Below are 16,961 nucleotides of genomic sequence, written 5' to 3' on the forward strand. Positions count from 1 at the left end.
CGCGAACTCCCCTGCCCGGAATCCCCCGTCCGACGCGGTCCCACCCTCCCGCCGATGCGGCTCGAAAGAGTTATCCACAGATTCTGAATCTGCCCAATCGCGAGGACATTTGTTCTATAGGCTGGAGACAACGTCGGAGTGGCGGGACGGTGGCGCAGGAGAGGTGGTGGGGACCATGGTCGGAGCGGAGGGCAACGACACCGCACGCCCGCTGGAAGACGTCCTTGCCGACCTCGACAAGCTGCTCGACGAGCTGACCCGCTCCCTCACTCCGGGTACCGACACGTCGGAGGCGAAGGCTGCGACCACGAATCCTGTGACGACGGAGCCCATGACGACCGCACGCCTCGTAGCTGCCTCCGCCCGCCTCCGGGTGGCCGGCACCCGGTTGGACGCCGCGCGCTGGTCGATCCTGCCACGCATCGAGAGCGCTGGACTCTGGGCCCAGACCGGAGCTCGCTCGTTCGCCGTCTGGCTGGCCCGCACCGAGGACACCCGGACCCAGACCGCCCGCCGCGACGTCCGCACCGCGAAGGCACTGCGCGACCACCTGCCCGCCACCCTGTTCGCCGCGTTGTCCGGCCGGGTCGGCGCCGACAAGGTCCGTGCCCTCGTCGACCTCGCCACCACCAGCCCGACCCGCACCGAAGCCCTGGCCTCGCCGGCGATCGACGTCGCCACCGTCGAACCAGCTGCCGTCGAACCAGCCGCCGTCGAACCAGCTGCCGTCGAACCCATCACCATCGAGCCGGTCGCTCCCACCAGCGGCCCGACGGCTGTCCCGGGGACGGACGGGACGGCCGAGGTCGACTGCCCGACGGACGACGCACTCGCACCGGCCGTTCCGACCTGGGAGGAGCAGCTGCTCGTCTGGTCGAACGAGAACGGGCCCGACCGGTTCCGTGGCCTGGTGCGCTACTTCGCCCGGCACGCCGACCCCGACGCCGACGAGCGCGGCTTCACCAGGGCCGGCCAGCGCGAGTACCTCGACGTGGCACCCACCACGGGCGGCTACCACCTGAGCGGCTTCCTCACCGAGGAGCACGGCCAGACGCTGACCACCGCGATCGCCTCGGTCATGGGCGCTCCCGCCGCCGACGACGACCGCACACCTGGCCAGCGCCGCGCCCAGGCCCTCGCCGACCTGAGCCGCGTGGTGCTCGACAACGGCCACACCGGGACGGGAGCCGCCGTCCGACCCCACCTGAGCGTCACGGTCTCCTGGACCGAGCTCCAGGCCCTCGCTGCCAAGAACGTCGCCCGGGTCACCGCCCAGGCCAACACTCGGCCGACCACCGATGACCACCCTGCCGGGACAAGCGTTTCTGGGCCGAACGGCACGAGGGTCAAGCCCCTTGGACCAGGCCGAAACGGGATGAGCGATGCCGGGCCGAGCACTCCGGCGGGCGTCCCCGACATCAAGCGTCCAGCGGTCTTCACGGAGACCAGCAGCCCGGTACCGGCCTCACTCCTCCGGCGCCTCGCCTGCGACAGCGAGGTGACCCGCATCGTGTTCGGACCGGACTCGCAGATCCTGGACGTAGGTCGGGCCAAGCGCACGGTCACGGGTCAGCTGCGCCGAGCCGTCATCGCCCGCGACAGGCACTGCGTGTACGACCAGTGCGACCAACCGCCCACGCGGTGCGAGGTCCACCACGCGTTACGCCACTGGGCGCACGGCGGCGAGACCTCCACGACCAATGCCGCCCTGCTCTGCTACCACCACCATGACCTGGTCGACAAGCAGAACATCGTCATGCACTACGACAACGGCTGGCACTTCACCCACCCCAACGGGCACGTCACCCGCCCCACCCGAACGACCGGCACATGACCGGCCGACCGGGCTGGACCAGATCGGGCCGGGCCGAGTCGCGACACTCCGGACCGGCCCGGGCCACTCGAGCTGAGGAACACCGAGTCGGGAAGCATGAGCCAGACCGAGCCCGACCCGTCCAGACCGCATCGAGCTCGGCCGGGCGGCGACGGGCTGGGCAACGGCAGGCTGGAGTCGGTCAGTCCCCCGACGGCCCGAAGCGTTCCGTCCGGATGCGCGCCGGGTCGTGTCCCTGGGCCACGAGCATGCGTGCTATCGCCTCGACGAAGCCCGTCGGACCGCAGATGTACACCCGGGGTTCGAGCTCAGGCGGCCAGCCCCATGTCGCCAGCTCGGAGGAGGTGAGCCGACGCGGGCCACGAAGCGCCGTCAGCGAGACCGCCCGCGTGTAGACCGTACTGACCTCGAAACCGTCACCACGGGCGGCGAGCGCATCGAGCTCGTCGGTGTAGAGGCGGTCCTCCGGCGTGCGCACCGAGTAGATGAGCCGGAACGGGGTGCGGTCGCCCGCTGCTCGGCGAGCGCGGACCATCGACATCACCGGGACCAGTCCCGAACCGCCGGCCAGGAGCAGCACGGGCGTGCCGGCGTCCCGCACGGGATCCCAGACGAACCATCCCCCGATGGGTCCGCGCACTTCGATCGCGGCACCGGGCGGGAACTCCTCGACGAGGTAGGGCGAGACCTCGCCGTCGTGCACGCGCTGGACGGTGACCTCCACGCCCCCGCTGCCCGACGGCGTCGGTGCGCTCGCCAGGGAGTAGGACCGTTCGGCGGTGTAGCCGTCCAGTGCGGTGAGGCGCAGGTCGAGATGCTGTCCGGCCTGGTGGCCGGGCCAGTCGGGGATGTCGAGCACCAGCGTCTCGGCCGAGCCGCTCTCGGTGCGCCGCTCCACGAGCGTGGCGACCTGCCAGCCGGAGGGGACGGCGTAGCGCGCACCGAGCCGTGCGCCCGCTGCCCCAACTTCTGCCGCACCGGTCGCCGCTGTCCCAGTCCCTGGTGTCCCAGCTCCTGTTACCTCGGTCCCCGTTGTCGCAGCTCTCGCTGCCCCGGTCGCTGCCTCAGTCACCCTGGTACCTCTGCTCGCGCCACGGGTCGCCGAGGTCGTGGTAGCCGAGCTTCTCCCAGAAGCCGGGCCGGTCCGTCGGCATGAGAGTCAGCGAGCGCACCCACTTGGCCGACTTCCAGAAGTACAGGTGCGGCACGAGCAGCCGGGCGGGACCACCGTGCTCGGGGTGCAGCGGCTTGCCGTCGAAGGTGTGTGCGATCCAGGCCTTGCCGCCCAGCAGCTCTGCGACCGGGATGTTGGTCGTATAGCCGCCGTACGAGCCCACCATCGCGAAGTCGGCCGTGGACTCGACGTCCGCGAGGAGCACGTCGAGAGAGACGCCGCGCCAGCGGGTACCGAACTTGGACCAGCGCGTGACGCAGTGGATGTCGACCGTCGGCCGGTCCTGGGGCAGCGCCATCAGGTCCGACCACGTCCAGGTCTTCGTGGCGCCGGACTCGGCGGTGACGGTGAAGCTCCAGGTCGAGGCGTCGACGTTGGGTGTGGGGCCGGCCGAGAGGACCGGGAACCCTGTCTCCGCGTACTGCCCGGGAGGGAGCGTGACGCCCTCGGGGCGGGCCCTGCCGCGGAAGCCCGGGGTGAGTGTTGCGCCGAGGCCGTGGTCGAGACCGACGGGGTCGGGGCCGCCCGCTGCGGGCGGGGTCGTGCTGGTCATGCCTCAAGGTAGTGCGACGACGGCGTCGCCGTCATCCGCCGGGACCTCGATCCGGGCGAGAGTACGCCGACCCGCGCCTGGCGGAGCCGGACCGAGCCGCGCCTGGCCGGGCCGGGCCGGGCCGGGCGGGCTGATCCGCGCTGAACCGCGCTGAACCCCGCTGAACCGCGCTGAACCCCGCTGAACCCCGCTGAACCCCGCTGAACCCCGCTGAACCCCGCTGAGCGACTCAAGCCGAGCGATGACGGAGCACCCGTCAGGCCGGGTCTTCCTCGGTCAGCGCGTCCTGCGCGATCTTGAACGCGCGGTTCGCGCTGGGCACCGAGCAGTAGATCGCGGTCTGGAGGAGCACCTCCTTGATCTCGTCGGCGGTCAGCCCGTTGCGGACGGCGGCACGGACGTGCATCGCGAGCTCGTCCCAGTGGCCGCCGGCCACCAGTGCGGTGAGCGTGATCATGGAGCGGCTGCGCCGGTCCAGGCCGGGCCGGGTCCAGATCTCGCCCCAGGCATATCGCGTGATGAGGTCCTGGAAGTCGGCGGTGAACGCCGTCGTGCCCGCCATGGCGCGGTCCACGTGCGCGTCCCCGAGAACCTGGCGTCGGACGGCGAAACCGTCGTGACGGCGGTCGTCGTCGACCCGTTCGGGGCGGAGATTGAATCCGGCGAGCGGGTCAAGTTCCGCACGACGGCGGGGCCGACTCGCGCCGCCGGATGCCGCCCCGTGCGCGTCGCCGTCCGCCCCGCCCGAACGTGAGCCCGACCCGGCGCCTGCGCCTGAGCCCGAGCCCGAGCCCGAGCCCGAACGTGAGCCCAACCGTGCGCCCGTGCCCGTGCCCGCGCCTGAGACCGCGCCCGCGCCCGAACCCGAGCCCGAGCCCGAGCCCGAGCCCGAGCCCGAGCCCGAACTTGCGCCCCCGCCTGAGCCCGAGGCCGAACCCGGACTCGAACCTGGACTCGAACCCGGACCCGAACCCGAACCAGCGCCCCTAGCCGCACCCGTCTCGTCGGGTGTCCCGCTGCTCCTGGTCACGCTGTCACCCTTCCCGCGACGAGGTCGCGAACCAGTTGGGCCACCGCCTGCGGCCGCTCCGCCGGCGCGAGGTGCGCCGCGCCGTCCAGCACTACGAGCCGGGCGCCCGGGACGGCGTCGGCGATCTCCTCGAGCCTCTCGGGCGGCGTCGCCGGGTCGTCGCTGCCCGCGACCGCGACGACCGGAGCGTCGACCGCGCCGAGCCGGCCGCGCAGGTCGTGGCCCGAGACCGCACGGCAGACCGCCGCATAGCCGAACCGGTCGGCGGTCTGCAGGCTGCCGAGCAGGCGGAGACCCACCCTCGGTTCACGGTCGAGGAAGCCCGGCCCGAACCAGCGGCGCGCCGCCGCCTCGACCTGGGTCGGGGTGCCCGCCCGCTGCACCAGGTCGGCGCGCTCGTGCCAGCCCGCCGCCTCGCCGAACCAGGTCGCGGTGCAGATCAGCGCCGCGCCCGACACCCGGTCGGGGGCGTCGAGCAGCAGTCGCTGCCCCACGGCCCCGCCCACTGAGACGCCCGCGTACCAGAACGGCGCCCCGACGTCGCCACGTCGTTCCTGCGCGCGCTCCACCACGCCGAGGACGGCGTCGGCGAGGTCACCGACGGTCAGCTCCTCCAGCTCGTCGGCGGTGGGCGACGGCGAAGCCCCGTGGCCCGGCAGGTCCCAGCCGATCACGTCGACGTCGTCAGATCCCTCAGACCCGTCGCCGGCGATCAGTGCGGCGGCCTCCGCCCACAGTGCGGACACCGAGGTGCCCAGCGACGGTCCCAGCACCAGCAACGGGCGCGAGGCGTCGCGCAGGACGAACTCGACGGCACCCAGCCTGGGTCGTGCGGTCATCTGCCCTCCGAAGTCGTCCGACTGATCCATCACGCCGTGTTCTACGACGACCGATCCTTCTCGCCCCGAGGTCATTCTCGTCCTGCGGCAGGTCGGGTCTGGGTAGGTCCAGTCTGGGCAGGCCGGGTCTGGGCGGGCCGGGTCTGGGCAGGTCCGGTCTGGGCGGCGAACTGGTCCAGCACCCGGTCGACGACGGCGGCGGCCGGGTCGACGTCGGGCGCCGGACCCGCGGCGGGCAGTCCTTCGCGGAGGTTGCGGGCGACGGCGTCGGCATCGACCTCGAGACCGTCCAGCAGCTCGGTCGCCACGTGGGCCGACGCGACCGCGTGCCGCGCCAGCTGCTGCAGCGCGGGCCACTCGGCGTGCCAGGCGCCGTCGGACCGCTCGTCCACGGCGAGGCCCGCGGCCGCGAGCACCTGCGCCGCGAGATGTGGCGCCGCGATCGCGGAGCGCCGCACCAGCACGGACAGCACGGGATTGCGCTTGTGCGCCATAGCCGACGACGTCCCGCGGCCCGGTCCGCTCGGCTCCCGCAGCTCGCCGACACCGGGGCGGACCGCCTGCAGCACGTCGTTCGCGACCTTGCCCAGCGCGGCGCACGTCTCCGCGAGCGCCGACCCGAGGCGGACGACGGGGGTTCGCGTGGCATGCCACGGTCCGGGGCCGACCGGCAGACCGAGCTCCGCGCCCCACTCCTCGATCAGCGCGAGCTCCGGGCGCGAGGTCCCGGCCCCGGCACTGCCGGCCACGCGCTCGGTACCGCTGCCGGCCGCACGCTCCGTGCCGCTGCCGGCGGCCGGGCCCGCCGCAACGCCGCCGACTGGCGAGTCTGCCTTGCCGCCGACCGACGGATGCGCCCTGTCGCCGACCGTCGGGTACTCGGTCCCGGCGACCGTCGGGTGCGCGGTCCCGGCGACCGTCGGGTGCGCGGTCCCGCCGACCGTCGGGTACTCGGTCCCGGGGACCGTCGGGTGTGCGGTCCCGGCGACCGGCGGCTCCGCCGTCGGGATCTCGCTGGTCCCACGCGCGAGCGCCGCCACGCCTGACAGCTCGCCTGCCGCGCCGCCGTAGGCCAGGGGCAATGCGTCGGCGACAGAGGACAGGAAGCCCCGCGCGGCCAGGATGCCCTGCAGCCAACCGGCGAACCGTGCGCCCAGCGTGGTCGGCACGGCGGCCTGTGCGAGGGTGCGGGCGAGCGCGGGCCGTCCGCGGTGCGCGGCGGCCAGGCGGGCCGCCGCCACGGCGGCTTGGTCGAGATCCTCCACGACGGCGTGGGCGGCGTCGCGCAGCATGAGGACGAGGGCCGTGTCGAGCACGTCCTGGGACGTGAGCCCCGCGTGCACGACGGGCGCGATGCGCGGGCCCACCGCCGCACGCAGTGCACCGACCAGCGGGATCACCGGATTGCCGCCGGCTCCGCTCTCCCGGGCGAGTCGCGTCGCGAGCGCGAGCGCCTCGTCGTCAGATCCGGCCAGGCGTTCGACGGCGGCGTCGACCACGGCGGAGATGTCGGCGGTGTCGTGGGCGTGCGCGTCGGGGATCTCGACGATGTCCTCTGGATACGCCTCGGTCGGGTCGACGGCGCCGGATCCGTCGATCACCTGGTCCTCGGCCGTGGGGTGCGCTTCTGCAGAGCCAACGCCTGCGGAGCCAACGCCTGTGGAGCGAGTGCCTGCAGAGCCAGCGTCTGCAGAGCCAGCGCCTGTGCTGCCCGCGTCTTCGATGCCCGCGCCCGCGCCCGCGCCCCTGCCCGCGCCCGCGCCCACGCCCGCGTCCATGCCCGTGCCCACGCCCGCGTCCATGCCCGTGCCCACGCCCGCGTCCATGCCCGCGTCCATGCCCGTGGAGCCTGAGACGGCGGGGTCCACAGCAGCGGAGCCCGCAGTCGCAGAGCCCGCGGCCGCTTGTCCAACGCGGGCGACGCCGATGCGGGCGACGCCGATGCTCGACGCTGCTCGTTGGATGTCCGCCGCTACACCGTTCCGGACGAGGACGTGCACCCACGCCGCCTCGACGCGGAGCATCGCGCGCAGCAGGGCGACGTCGTCGGTCACGGCGGCCGGGGACCCCGGCGCGAGGTCGGCGCCGGGCGTCAGGAGGCCGACGTCAGGCATCGATGCCGTCCTGAGGCGGGACGAGCCCGATCGGGTACGACCCGGGCTCCTTCACGGCAGGCAGGTTCGGGCCTTCGCCGGTCGCGGCGACGTGCTGGTTCAGGTCGTCCGCGGTGCCGGCGGCCTCGTTCGGAGCGGTCCTGGTCGGACCGGGCGCACCAGCACCAGCACCAGCACCAGCACCAGCACCAGCACCAGCACCAGCACCAGCAAGGATGGCACGGGGCGGGTCGTACGTGAGGAACACGGTCTCCTCCTCCCCCTGGGGTCCGCCCTGGAGGCGGATGTCGAACCGCAGCGATCCGTCAGTTTCGCGCGATGTGACCAGGGTGGCGCGCCGTTCGGGTTCGAGCGAGGCGAGGAGCGGCTCAGCGTCCAGCAGTCGGGTGCCCGACGCGGTGCCGCCGTCGTCCGGCCCGGCTCCGGCGCTCTCCGGCCCAGCGTCGTCGTCGCGCCCGGTGTCCTCGTCCCGCCCAGCAGTCTCGTCCCGCCTGGCACCCTCGCCCCGCCCAGCACCCTCGCCCCGCCTGGCACCCTTGCCCCGCCCGGCACCCTCGTCCTCCGGCAGGTAGGCGCGGGTGAACAGCCTGTCCTGGAGACCTCGGGCGAAGACCGTGACCGCGAAGAACGGGGCCCGGCCCGGCTCGGTCATGCCCGGCTCGAGGGTGCGGAACCAGTAGCCGCCCTCGCGGTCGGTCTCGGCCCGGCCCCAGCCGGTGAAGGTCCCGTCGCGCAGGAGGGAGCCGCTCCGGGCGACGACGGCGCCCGCCGGGTCCGCGTGCCAGATCTCGATGAGCGCGTCGGGGACGGGCGCGCCCGCGCCGTCGTACACGGTGCCGTGCAGGCGCACCGCGCCGGACGTGCCCGGTTCGACCAGCTCGTTGCCGCGCGCGTAGGGCAGCGCGTAGCCGAAGAAGGGGCCGACGGTCTGGGCGGGGGTCGGTGGGATGGGCTCGCGGGTGGGGTCACTCATCGACTACTCCTCGGTCGTCCGCCGGCTCGGTCCAGGTGCGGTGCGATCCCGACAGGACGATGTCCCACCGGTACCCCGTCGCCCACTCGTGCTGCGACACGTCGTGGTCGTAGGTCGCGACCAGCAGCTCGCGCGCCCGCGGGTCCTGGATGGACTGGTAGATCGGGTCGAGGGCGAACAGCGGGTCGCCCGGGAAGTACATCTGGGTGACGATCCGCTGGGTGAACTCGGTCCCGAACAGGGAGAAGTGGATGTGCGCCGGGCGCCAGGCGTTGAAGTGGTTCTTCCAGGGGTACGGGCCGGGCTTGATGGTCTGGAACTGGTACCAGCCGTCGTCGTCGGTCAGCATGCGGCCGACGCCGGTGAAGTTCGGGTCGACCGGCGCCGGGTGCTGGTCGCGCTTGTGGACGTAACGGCCCGCAGCGTTGGCCTGCCAGACCTCGACGAGCTGGCGGCGCACCGGCCGGCCCTCGCCGTCGACCACGCGGCCGCGGACGACGATGCGCTCGCCGATCGGCTCGCCGCCGTGCTGCACCGTGAGGTCGGACTCCAGGGCGCCGATGTCACGCTCGCCGAAGACCGGCGCGAACAGCTCGATCGTCTCGGGGTCGGCGTGGTGCAGGTCCTTGGTCGGGTGCCGCAGGATCGAGCTGCGGTACGGCGGCCAGTCGCGCCGCGGACCGTGCTCCCGGGGTGCTCCGTGCGCCAGGCCGTCGGCGTAGGCGCGGTGCGCGGCCTCGATCTCGGCGCTGAGCTGCGCCTGGGTGTCGGCGGCAGCGTCGGGTGCCGTGGTCGGCAGGAGAGCAGAGCCTGGCGGAAGAGCAGAGCCTGGCGGAAGAGCAGAGCCTGGCGGAAGAGCAGAGCCCGGCAGGAGAGCAGAGCCCGGCAGGAGAGCAGAGCCCCGGGGTTCGGCAGGGCCCTGCGGTTCGGCGGGTTCCGGCCGATCGGCAGATTCCGGCCGATCGGCAGCGCTCGGTGGTGCGGCAGCGTCGGTCATCGTCGTCTCCGTGTCGAGTTGCTCAGGATCGTCGAGGTAGTCGGGGTCGTCGGGGTCGTCGAGGTGGTCGAGGTGGTCGAGGTGGTCGAGGTCGTCTCCGTGCAGGGGTCGTCGGTGCCTCGGTGCGTCGTCTGGCGCGCCAGCGGGTTCGTCGCGCGCGGCCCCGGTCACGGCGTCGCCTCCCCCAGCACCGGGCCCCAGCCGGTGTAGCCCTCCGCGAGGAACTTCCGCCCCGACTCCGAGGCGACGAGCATGCGGAGCTCGGCCAGGCGCCGTCGGGCCGCGAAGTCGGTCTCGCCGGGGTGGGAGTGCAGCATGCCGCTCATCCACGCGGAGAAGTGCTGCGCCCGCCAGACGCGCTCGGCGACGCGGCGGCCGTACTCGTCGAGCACCGTGTCGTTGCGGCGCCCCGTCCGGCCGTCGCCGGCGAGCCAGGTCAGCAGCACGTCGTGCAGCACGACGACGTCCGCGAGCGCCAGGTTCAGGCCCTTGGCCCCCGTGGGAGGCACGGTGTGGGCGGCGTCGCCGGCGAGCAGCATGCGGCCGTGCCGGACAGGCTCGACGACGGACGAGCGGAAGCGCAGCACGGACCGCTCCTCGACGGGACCCTCGACGAGCCGGAAGCCGTCGGGCCCGGCGACGCGGCGTTGCAGCTCGGCCCAGATCTGGTCGTCGCTCCATCGGTTCGGGTCCTCGTCGGGGTCGCACTGGAAGTAGAGGCGCTGGTGGGTCTCGGTGCGCTGGCTGATCAGCGCGAACCCGTGCTCGGACGCCGTGTACACGAGCTCGGGCGCGCTGCGCGGCGTCTCGACGATCACGCCGAACCACGCGTACGGGTACTCGTGGACGAACGTGCGCCGCTGGGACTCGGGCAGGGTGTGCCGCAGGGTCGAGTGCGAGCCGTCCGCCCCGACCAGGACGTCGCAGCGCAACTCGTGGGTGCCGCCCTGCCGGTCGGTCCAGAGCACGCCGGGGCGGTCGCCTCCGCCGGCACTGGCGACGGCACTGGCGACGACACTGCCGCCGACGCTGCCGACGCCGCCGCTGCTGCTGCTGCTGCTGCCGCTACCGCTACCGCTACCGCCAACGACACTGCCGCCGTCGAGCACGTGGGTGACGGTGGCGCCCCAGCGGACCTGGTCGCCGACGCCGCCGGCTCCCCCGACACCCGCTCCCCCGACACCCGCACCGTCGGCACCCCCTCCGTCCCCGCCCCCGGAGCTGTAGGCGCCGTCGGCCGCGCGCTGGTTCGCGAGGTCGATGAAGACGTCGGTCTGCGGGTAGAGCCACACGCTGCGCCCGGTGAGGCCGGTCAGGTCGATGCGGTGGTCGGCGCCGTCGAAGCGCAGCACGATGCCGTCGTGCCGGGAGCCGTCGCGCAGCACGCGGTCCAGGCCGGCGTCGACCAGGGCCTGCACGGCACCGGCCTCGAGGATTCCGGCGCGGTGCGTGTGCTCGATCTCCTCGCGCGAGCGCGCCTCCAGCACCACGTGGTCGACGCCGGACCGGTGCAGCAGGTGCGAGAGCAGCAGGCCCGCCGGACCGCCGCCGACGATCCCGACCAGGGTCCGTTCGGGCGCGTGCGCGCGGCGCGGCGCCAGGGTGGCCGGCGTTGGCGCATCAGCCACTGGTGGGTCGGCCCCTGGTGGTACAGGCAAGAGTTCCTCCCTGAGTTCGTTCAGTCGCCTCGTTCAACAGTTCCCTCGTCCAACAGCCGCCTCGTCCAACAGCCGACTTTCAGCAGTCCCCGCCGCCTCACCGCATCCGCGCCAGGTCCGCCTCGATCGCGGCGGCCGCCTTGAGCAGCGGGGGCAGCAGGTGCCGCACTATCTCGCCGATCTCGCCGCGCCGCACCGGCGCCGAGACGTTGACCGCGGCGACGACGCGGCCGGTCCCGTCGCGCAGCGGCGCCGCGACGGAGCGCAGCCCGTCCTCCAGCTCCTGGTCGACCAGCGCCCAGCCCTGCTCGCGCACCCGCGCGAGGGCGTCCCGCAGCTCCCGGGGGTCGGTCACCGTGCGCGCGGTCAGCGGCACGAGCCGGTCCGACGGCGCGGTCCGCGCGAGGTAGGCCTCCAGCTCCGCGGGCTCGGCGTAGGCGAGGATCGCCCGGCCCATCGACGTCGCGTACGCCGGGAACCGCGTGCCGACCCGGATCGTCGCGCTCATGATGCGGCGAGTCGCGACGCGGGCGACGTAGACGATGTCCGCGCCGTCGAGCACCGCCACGGACGACGACTCGCTGACCTGTTCCGACAGCTTCTCGAGGTGCGGGGTGGCGAGGTCCGGCAGCGTCAGGCTCGACAGGTACGCGTACCCGAGCTCGAGCAGCGCCGGCCGCAGCGTGAACTCGCGGCCGTCGGTCGCGACGTACCCGAGCTCGACCAGGGTGTGCAGGAACCGCCGCGCCGACGCCCGGCTCAGCCCGGTCTCGCGGGCGACGTCGCTCAGCGTGAGGGACCGCCGGTCGCCGTCGAACGCCCGGATCACCGCCAGGCCCCGTTCGAGCGACTGCACGAACTCGGACGAGCGGGCCGAGCCGGCGTCCCCTCCGTCAGGCACGCCCCCGTCAGAGACTCCTCCGTCACCCATCAGTCCCACCCACCGCATGCGTGAGCCGAGCCTCCGCGAGGCTGCGGATCCCCTGCTTCGCCTGCTGCACCAGCTCGTACACGTGCGTGCGCAGGCGGGCGAACTCGGCGGTGCCGCGGGTCTCGAGCTGGTCGCGGTCCGGGCCGAGGGCGACCTCGACGTCCTCCAGCACGACCGTGGGCCGGGCCGACAGGACCAGGACGCGCTCGCCCAGGTAGATCGCCTCGTCGATGTCGTGGGTCACGAAGACGACGGTGATGCGCAGCCGCTTCCACAGCGCGCGGACCAGGTCCTCCAGGTCGAACCGGGTCTGCGCGTCGACGGCGGCGAACGGCTCGTCCATGAGCAGGACCCGAGGCTCGTAGGCGACGGCCCGCGCGATCGCGACGCGCTGCTGCATCCCGCCGGACAGCTGCCACGGGTACGCGCCCGCGACGTCGCCCAGGCCGACCGCCGCCAGGGTCTCCCGCACCAGATCGGCCCGACGGCGTCTCGTGACGCCCTTCTCCTTCAGCGGCAGCTCGACGTTCTGGGCGACCGTCATCCAGGGGAAGAGCGACCGCCCGTACTCCTGCAGCACCACGGCCATGCCCTCGGGCGGGCCGGTGATCGCGGACTCCCCCAGCACCACCTCGCCCGACGTCGCCGGCAGGAGGCCCGCCATGCAGCGCAGCAGCGTGGTCTTGCCGGCACCCGAGGGGCCGACGACGCAGACCAGCTCACCCGGGCGCACCTCGAACGTGAGGTCGGCGATCGCCTCGACGGGCGCACCGGCTCCGCTGTTCCCGGACCTGCCGCCGGTCAGTCCGCTTCCGGCCCGGCCGCTGCCCGGATAGACCTTGCGCAGGCCGCGGACGTCGAGGCGCGCACCGCTCGGGCGGTCGTCTGCGAAGCCGGCTGGAACCGAACTGGCTGGGCTGGTCATCTCAGGCACCTCCGTGCTGGGACTGCCGGTACCCGAGGTACCAGCTCAGGACCGCGTTCGTCACGGCCCGGAAGACGAGGGACAGCAGCACGCCGACGACGCCGAGCAGGATGACCCCGCTCCACATCTCCGGGATGGCGAAGCTGCGCTGGAACTGCACGATCGAGAAGCCCAGGCCGTCCTTGGCCGCGAACATCTCGCTGATCACCATCAGGATGATCCCGATCGACAGCGCCTGCCGGGCGCCGGTCACGATCTGCGGGCTCGCGCCGGGCAGCACCAGGTGCCGCACCGTCGCAGCGCGCCCCAGCCGGTAGGCGCGTGCGGTGTCGCGCAGCACAGGGTCCAGGCCGCGCACGCCCTCGACGGTGTTGAGCAGGATCGGCCAGAGGCAGCCGGTCGCGATCACCACGATCTTCATCGACGTCCCGATGCCGAGGAACAGCATCAGGATCGGCACCATGACCGGCGGCGGGATGGCCCGGAAGAACTCCAGCACCGGCTCGGCGTACGCGCGCAGGGCGCGCGAGGACCCGATCGCCACACCCAGGACGACGCCGACCACCAGCGCGATCCCGTATCCCGCGAGCAGGCGCAGGACCGAGGGGACGACGTCCTGCACGAACCGGCTCTCCGCGAACGGCGACCCGAACCAGGTCTCGCCGAACGTGCCGACGATCTCGCGCAGGGGCGGGTTGAAGTACGACGTGCTGCCGTCGGTCAGCACCCACCAGGTCGCGAGCAGGACGGCGGGCAGGCCGACGACGAGCAGGCCGGACCGCAGCACCCGGCCGATGCGGGCCCCAGCGCCGAGCCGAGACCGAGCCCCAGCCCCAGCCCCAGCCCCAGCCCCAGCCCCACGCACGCTGCCGCGCACATCACTCGTACCGCTCATGCCGCCGCCTCCCCACGCACCGAGGGGTGCCAGAACAGCGTCCGGCGTTCCAGCGCACGGGCCACGAGGTTGACCGCCACGCCCAGCAGGCCCGCGACCACCACGTAGGCGTACATCGACGCGACCGCGCCGGAGGACTGCGCCACCCCGAGCAGCCGCCCGATCCCGGGGGTGCCGATCAGCAGCTCGCCGGTCACGGTCAGGATCAGCGCGACGCTCGCGGCGAGCCGGAGGCCCGTCATCGCGTACGGGAGCGTCGTCGGCCACACGAGGGTGCGGATGCGGGTCAGCGGCGAGAAGCGGTAGGAGCGCGCCGTGTCGGAGGCGACCGGGTCGACGTCCTGCACGCCGGACAGCACCTGCACCAGCACCTGCCAGAAGCTCGCGTAGACCACCAGCAGCAGCGTCGAGGCCATGCCGGTGCCGTACAGCAGGATCGCGACGGGGATGAGCGCGACCGACGGCACCGGCCGCAGGAACTCGATGGTCGACGCCGTCACGGCGCGCAGCCACGGCACCGACCCGATGACGATGCCGAGCACCACCCCCGCCACGAGCGCGATCGCCAGCCCCGTGAACCACGTGGTCAGCGTCTGCCCGAGCGCGGTCCAGAGCTCGGCCCGGCCGAGGCGTTCGGCGAGGGCGCCCAGGATCTGCGACGTCGGCGGCAGGTACCGCGCGTCGACGATCCCGAGCCGGGGCACCAGCTCGACGACCAGGAGCAGCGTCGCGACCCCCGCGCCGCCGAGCGCCCAGGCAGGAGCAGGACCGGCACCCCGCCGACCCCCAGCCCCGACAACCCCGCTCACGGCAGGAGCGCGCTCGTGTCGACGGCCTCGTCGAACATGCCCTGCTCCAGGCCGAGGTCGGCGAGCACCTGGAACGACGACGCCTCCAGCCCGGGTGCGAACCGGGGCATCACCATGGCCTCCTTCACCGCCGGGTCGATCTCGGTGTAGGTGTCCAGGACGGCGCGGGTCTCGTCGGGGTGCTCCTCGGCGTAGGCCAGCGACTGCTCCATGGCGGCCGTGAACGCCTCGACCGTGTCCGGATCGGCGGCGATCTGCTGGTCGGACGTGAAGTACGCGGCGATCAGCAGGTCGGGGTCCGTCTCGGCGAAGTTGGACGTGACGACGCGGGCGTCCTGCAGCGCCCTGGTCAGGTGCGGCTCGACGATCCAGGCGGCGTCGACCTGGCCCCCGGCGACGGCGGCCGGCATGTCGGGGAAGCCCATCTCGACGAACTCGACGGCGTCGGCGTCGCCGCCGGCGTCGGCCACGACCTTGCGGATCGTGGTGTCGCCGATGTTGTTCAGGGTGTTGACGGCGACGGTCCGGCCGGCCAGGTCGGCGGCGTCCTCGACGTCGGAGTCCTCCGGGACGACGACGGCGCTGAAGTCCTCGCCGGCCACGCCGGTCGTGGAGTTACCGGGCGCGACCGCCTTGAGCGGCAGCCCCTGCGACGACGCGACCAGGAGGGACGTGACGTTGCTGAACCCGAACTGGTACTCGCCGGCCACCACGGCGGGCACGACGGCGGCCCCGCCCTGGGCCAGCTCCAGCGTGACGTCGAGGCCCTCCTCCTCGAAGAACCCCTCCTGGACGCCGAGGTAGATCGGGGCGACGTCGACGATCGGGATGACGCCGACCTTGACGGGCGTCAGCCCGCCGTCGGCCCCGCCGTCCCCGGAGCCGGTGCCTGCCTCGGACGGGCCGCCGCACGCGGCCAGGAGCAGGGCCGCGGCTGCCGCCACGGCCACGGCGGGTACGGCCGGAAAGGTACGTCGCACTGGAGTTCTCCTTTGAACAGGGTGCTCGGTGGAACAGGTTGCTCGTGGAACAGCGTGCTCGGGGGTGCTCGCTTGCCTCAGTTCTCGCCGTCGAGAGTGTTCGCGATACGAACGATTGTGCCCACAAAGAACATAGCGACCCCGGCGGCGCGCGGTCAACGGGGCAGGCAACGGGGTAGGCAACGGGCTAGGCAACTGGGTCTTCAACGAGGTAAGCGATCACCCTCATTGCCCGGCCCACCCTGCGGCAATAGCATCCGTCTGCCCGGCTTTTCACCCGCTCCGCACGGACTCACGAGAGGCCCGCCATGGACCGCACGGACCGCCCGAACTCCCCCGTCCCAAGAGTCGACCCGAGAGTTGCACCGAGAACAGCACCGAGAGCAGCACCGAGAGCCGCGCCACAAGCCAAACCGCGCGCCGTCCCGCGGGTCGCGGCCGCCGCCGTCGGCGTCCTCGCGACGCTGCTCACGCTCGCCGCTCCGGCGGTGGTCGCGCAGGCCGACCCGCCGCCCAACCTCCCGCAGAACGCCGGCGGGACCGAGCAGTCCTTCTCCCCTGCCTACGACTACGACGGCGACGGCTGCTACGCGACGTCCGCGATCGGACCCGACGGGACGCTGGCGACGGGGCTGGCCATCGGCGGCGCCGTCAACGGGAGCTGCCGCGACCAGTGGGACCTGGACGCCTCGCAGACCTACTCGCGCGAGAAGTGCAACAACGGCTGGTGCGCCGTGATGTACGCGAGCTACTTCGAGAAGGACCAGACCATGGACGGCCCGGTCGCGGTGGGCAGCCACCGGCACGACTGGGAGCACGTCGTGGTGTGGGTGAACCAGTCGGCCAACCAGGTGGAGCACGTGTCGATCACCGAGCACAGCGGCTCGGCGACCTACCCCCGCTCACAGGTCCGGTTCGAGGGCTCGCACCCGAAGATCGTCTATCACAAGGACGGGCCGAGCACGCACCTGTTCCGGCTCGCCAACGACAACGACGACCCGCCGGAGAACCACTACGGCACCTGGCGCTACCCGCCCCTGGTCGGCTGGGACGGCTGGCCCAGCACGTCGCTGCGCGACCGCCTGATGACCGCCGACTTCGGCGGGGCCACCATCAAGATCGACGACGGCGACTTCACCTACTGGCTGGACCGGATGAAGCCCGCCGGCATCCCGTTCGACCCGGCGGCGTAGTGCTCTGTCGCAGCTAGACATCCGGTATGTGACGCAGCGTTGGTCACGCTGCTGTT

General features: G+C 73.0%; 16 protein-coding genes and 1 pseudogene. 4 read left to right on the top strand and 13 right to left on the bottom strand.

Annotation, left to right across the window (positions count from 1 at the left end):
* The first annotated feature begins 175 nt into the window (after nt 1–175).
* The gene (locus ACFU5G_RS01895; protein WP_377240203.1) at nt 176–1,834 is read left to right on the top strand and encodes a DUF222 domain-containing protein; all 1,659 of its coding nucleotides are present in this window, start codon (nt 176–178) and stop codon (nt 1,832–1,834) included.
* A 181-nt stretch (nt 1,835–2,015) separates the two neighbouring features.
* On the opposite strand, the gene ACFU5G_RS01900 is transcribed toward ACFU5G_RS01895, so the two are convergent.
* From ACFU5G_RS01900 to pcaC, 3 genes and pseudogenes are all read right to left on the bottom strand, one after another.
* On the bottom strand, nt 2,016–2,732 hold the full coding sequence (locus tag ACFU5G_RS01900; protein WP_377240205.1) for a ferredoxin reductase: 717 nt from the start codon (nt 2,730–2,732) through the stop codon (nt 2,016–2,018).
* 166 nt (nt 2,733–2,898) lie between these two features.
* A complete protein-coding gene (locus ACFU5G_RS01905) occupies nt 2,899–3,561 on the bottom strand; it encodes a sulfite oxidase-like oxidoreductase (RefSeq protein ID WP_377240207.1) in 663 nt (220 codons plus the stop codon).
* A gap of 256 nt (nt 3,562–3,817) precedes the next feature.
* A pseudogene (pcaC, locus tag ACFU5G_RS01910) lies at nt 3,818–4,177 on the bottom strand (4-carboxymuconolactone decarboxylase); the annotation flags it as partial.
* On the opposite strand from pcaC, the gene ACFU5G_RS01915 reads away from it, so the two are divergent.
* Complete coding sequence (locus tag ACFU5G_RS01915; RefSeq protein ID WP_377240324.1) at nt 4,136–4,315, top strand: hypothetical protein; 180 nt, start codon at nt 4,136–4,138, stop codon at nt 4,313–4,315. The pseudogene pcaC and the gene ACFU5G_RS01915 sit on opposite strands and share 42 nt — an antisense overlap.
* A 272-nt stretch (nt 4,316–4,587) precedes the next feature.
* On the opposite strand, the gene ACFU5G_RS01920 is transcribed toward ACFU5G_RS01915, so the two are convergent.
* From ACFU5G_RS01920 to pcaH, 4 genes are all read right to left on the bottom strand, one after another.
* Complete coding sequence (locus ACFU5G_RS01920; RefSeq protein WP_377240209.1) at nt 4,588–5,430, bottom strand: alpha/beta fold hydrolase; 843 nt, start codon at nt 5,428–5,430, stop codon at nt 4,588–4,590.
* 71 nt (nt 5,431–5,501) lie between these two features.
* Nucleotides 5,502–7,544 carry a lyase family protein gene (locus ACFU5G_RS01925; RefSeq protein ID WP_377240211.1) on the bottom strand — a complete coding sequence of 681 codons (2,043 nt, stop codon included), beginning with the start codon at nt 7,542–7,544 and terminating at the stop codon, nt 5,502–5,504.
* Nucleotides 7,537–8,517 (bottom strand): hypothetical protein, encoded by a 981-nt coding sequence (locus ACFU5G_RS01930; RefSeq protein WP_377240213.1) that lies wholly within the window; start codon nt 8,515–8,517, stop codon nt 7,537–7,539. Before ACFU5G_RS01930 ends, ACFU5G_RS01925 begins: the two co-directional genes overlap by 8 nt.
* On the bottom strand, nt 8,510–9,514 hold the full coding sequence (gene pcaH / locus ACFU5G_RS01935; protein ID WP_377240215.1) for a protocatechuate 3,4-dioxygenase subunit beta: 1,005 nt from the start codon (nt 9,512–9,514) through the stop codon (nt 8,510–8,512). The genes ACFU5G_RS01930 and pcaH overlap by 8 nt, the downstream gene beginning before the upstream one ends.
* A gap of 18 nt (nt 9,515–9,532) precedes the next feature.
* Between pcaH and ACFU5G_RS01940 the strand changes: the two genes are divergently transcribed.
* Nucleotides 9,533–9,724 carry a hypothetical protein gene (locus ACFU5G_RS01940; RefSeq protein WP_377240217.1) on the top strand — a complete coding sequence of 64 codons (192 nt, stop codon included), beginning with the start codon at nt 9,533–9,535 and terminating at the stop codon, nt 9,722–9,724.
* Here ACFU5G_RS01940 and ACFU5G_RS01945 read toward each other — a convergent pair.
* From ACFU5G_RS01945 to ACFU5G_RS01970, 6 genes are all read right to left on the bottom strand, one after another.
* Entirely contained in the window at nt 9,682–11,142 is a 1,461-nt protein-coding gene (locus tag ACFU5G_RS01945; RefSeq protein WP_377240219.1) for an FAD-dependent monooxygenase, read from the bottom strand. The genes ACFU5G_RS01940 and ACFU5G_RS01945 overlap by 43 nt on opposite strands.
* A gap of 127 nt (nt 11,143–11,269) precedes the next feature.
* Nucleotides 11,270–12,028, bottom strand: a complete 759-nt coding sequence (locus ACFU5G_RS01950) for an IclR family transcriptional regulator C-terminal domain-containing protein (protein WP_377240311.1) — start codon at nt 12,026–12,028, stop codon at nt 11,270–11,272.
* 67 nt (nt 12,029–12,095) lie between these two features.
* Nucleotides 12,096–13,028, bottom strand: coding sequence for an ABC transporter ATP-binding protein (locus ACFU5G_RS01955; RefSeq protein ID WP_377240221.1), 933 nt, complete (start codon nt 13,026–13,028; stop codon nt 12,096–12,098).
* A 1-nt stretch (nt 13,029) separates the two neighbouring features.
* The gene (locus ACFU5G_RS01960; protein ID WP_377240223.1) at nt 13,030–13,815 is read right to left on the bottom strand and encodes an ABC transporter permease; all 786 of its coding nucleotides are present in this window, start codon (nt 13,813–13,815) and stop codon (nt 13,030–13,032) included.
* 104 nt (nt 13,816–13,919) lie between these two features.
* Nucleotides 13,920–14,732: an ABC transporter permease gene (locus ACFU5G_RS01965; protein ID WP_377240225.1), complete on the bottom strand. Its 813-nt coding sequence runs from the start codon at nt 14,730–14,732 to the stop codon at nt 13,920–13,922.
* Nucleotides 14,729–15,712, bottom strand: a complete 984-nt coding sequence (locus tag ACFU5G_RS01970) for an ABC transporter substrate-binding protein (protein ID WP_377240227.1) — start codon at nt 15,710–15,712, stop codon at nt 14,729–14,731. The genes ACFU5G_RS01965 and ACFU5G_RS01970 overlap by 4 nt, the downstream gene beginning before the upstream one ends.
* A 308-nt stretch (nt 15,713–16,020) precedes the next feature.
* Here ACFU5G_RS01970 and ACFU5G_RS01975 point away from each other — a divergent pair, with 308 nt between their 5' ends.
* A complete protein-coding gene (locus ACFU5G_RS01975; RefSeq protein ID WP_377240229.1) occupies nt 16,021–16,905 on the top strand; it encodes an NPP1 family protein in 885 nt (294 codons plus the stop codon).
* Nucleotides 16,906–16,961: the final 56 nt, after the last annotated feature.

This window comes from Promicromonospora sp. NPDC057488 (genome assembly GCF_042802395.1).
GTDB lineage: Bacteria > Actinomycetota > Actinomycetes > Actinomycetales > Cellulomonadaceae > Promicromonospora.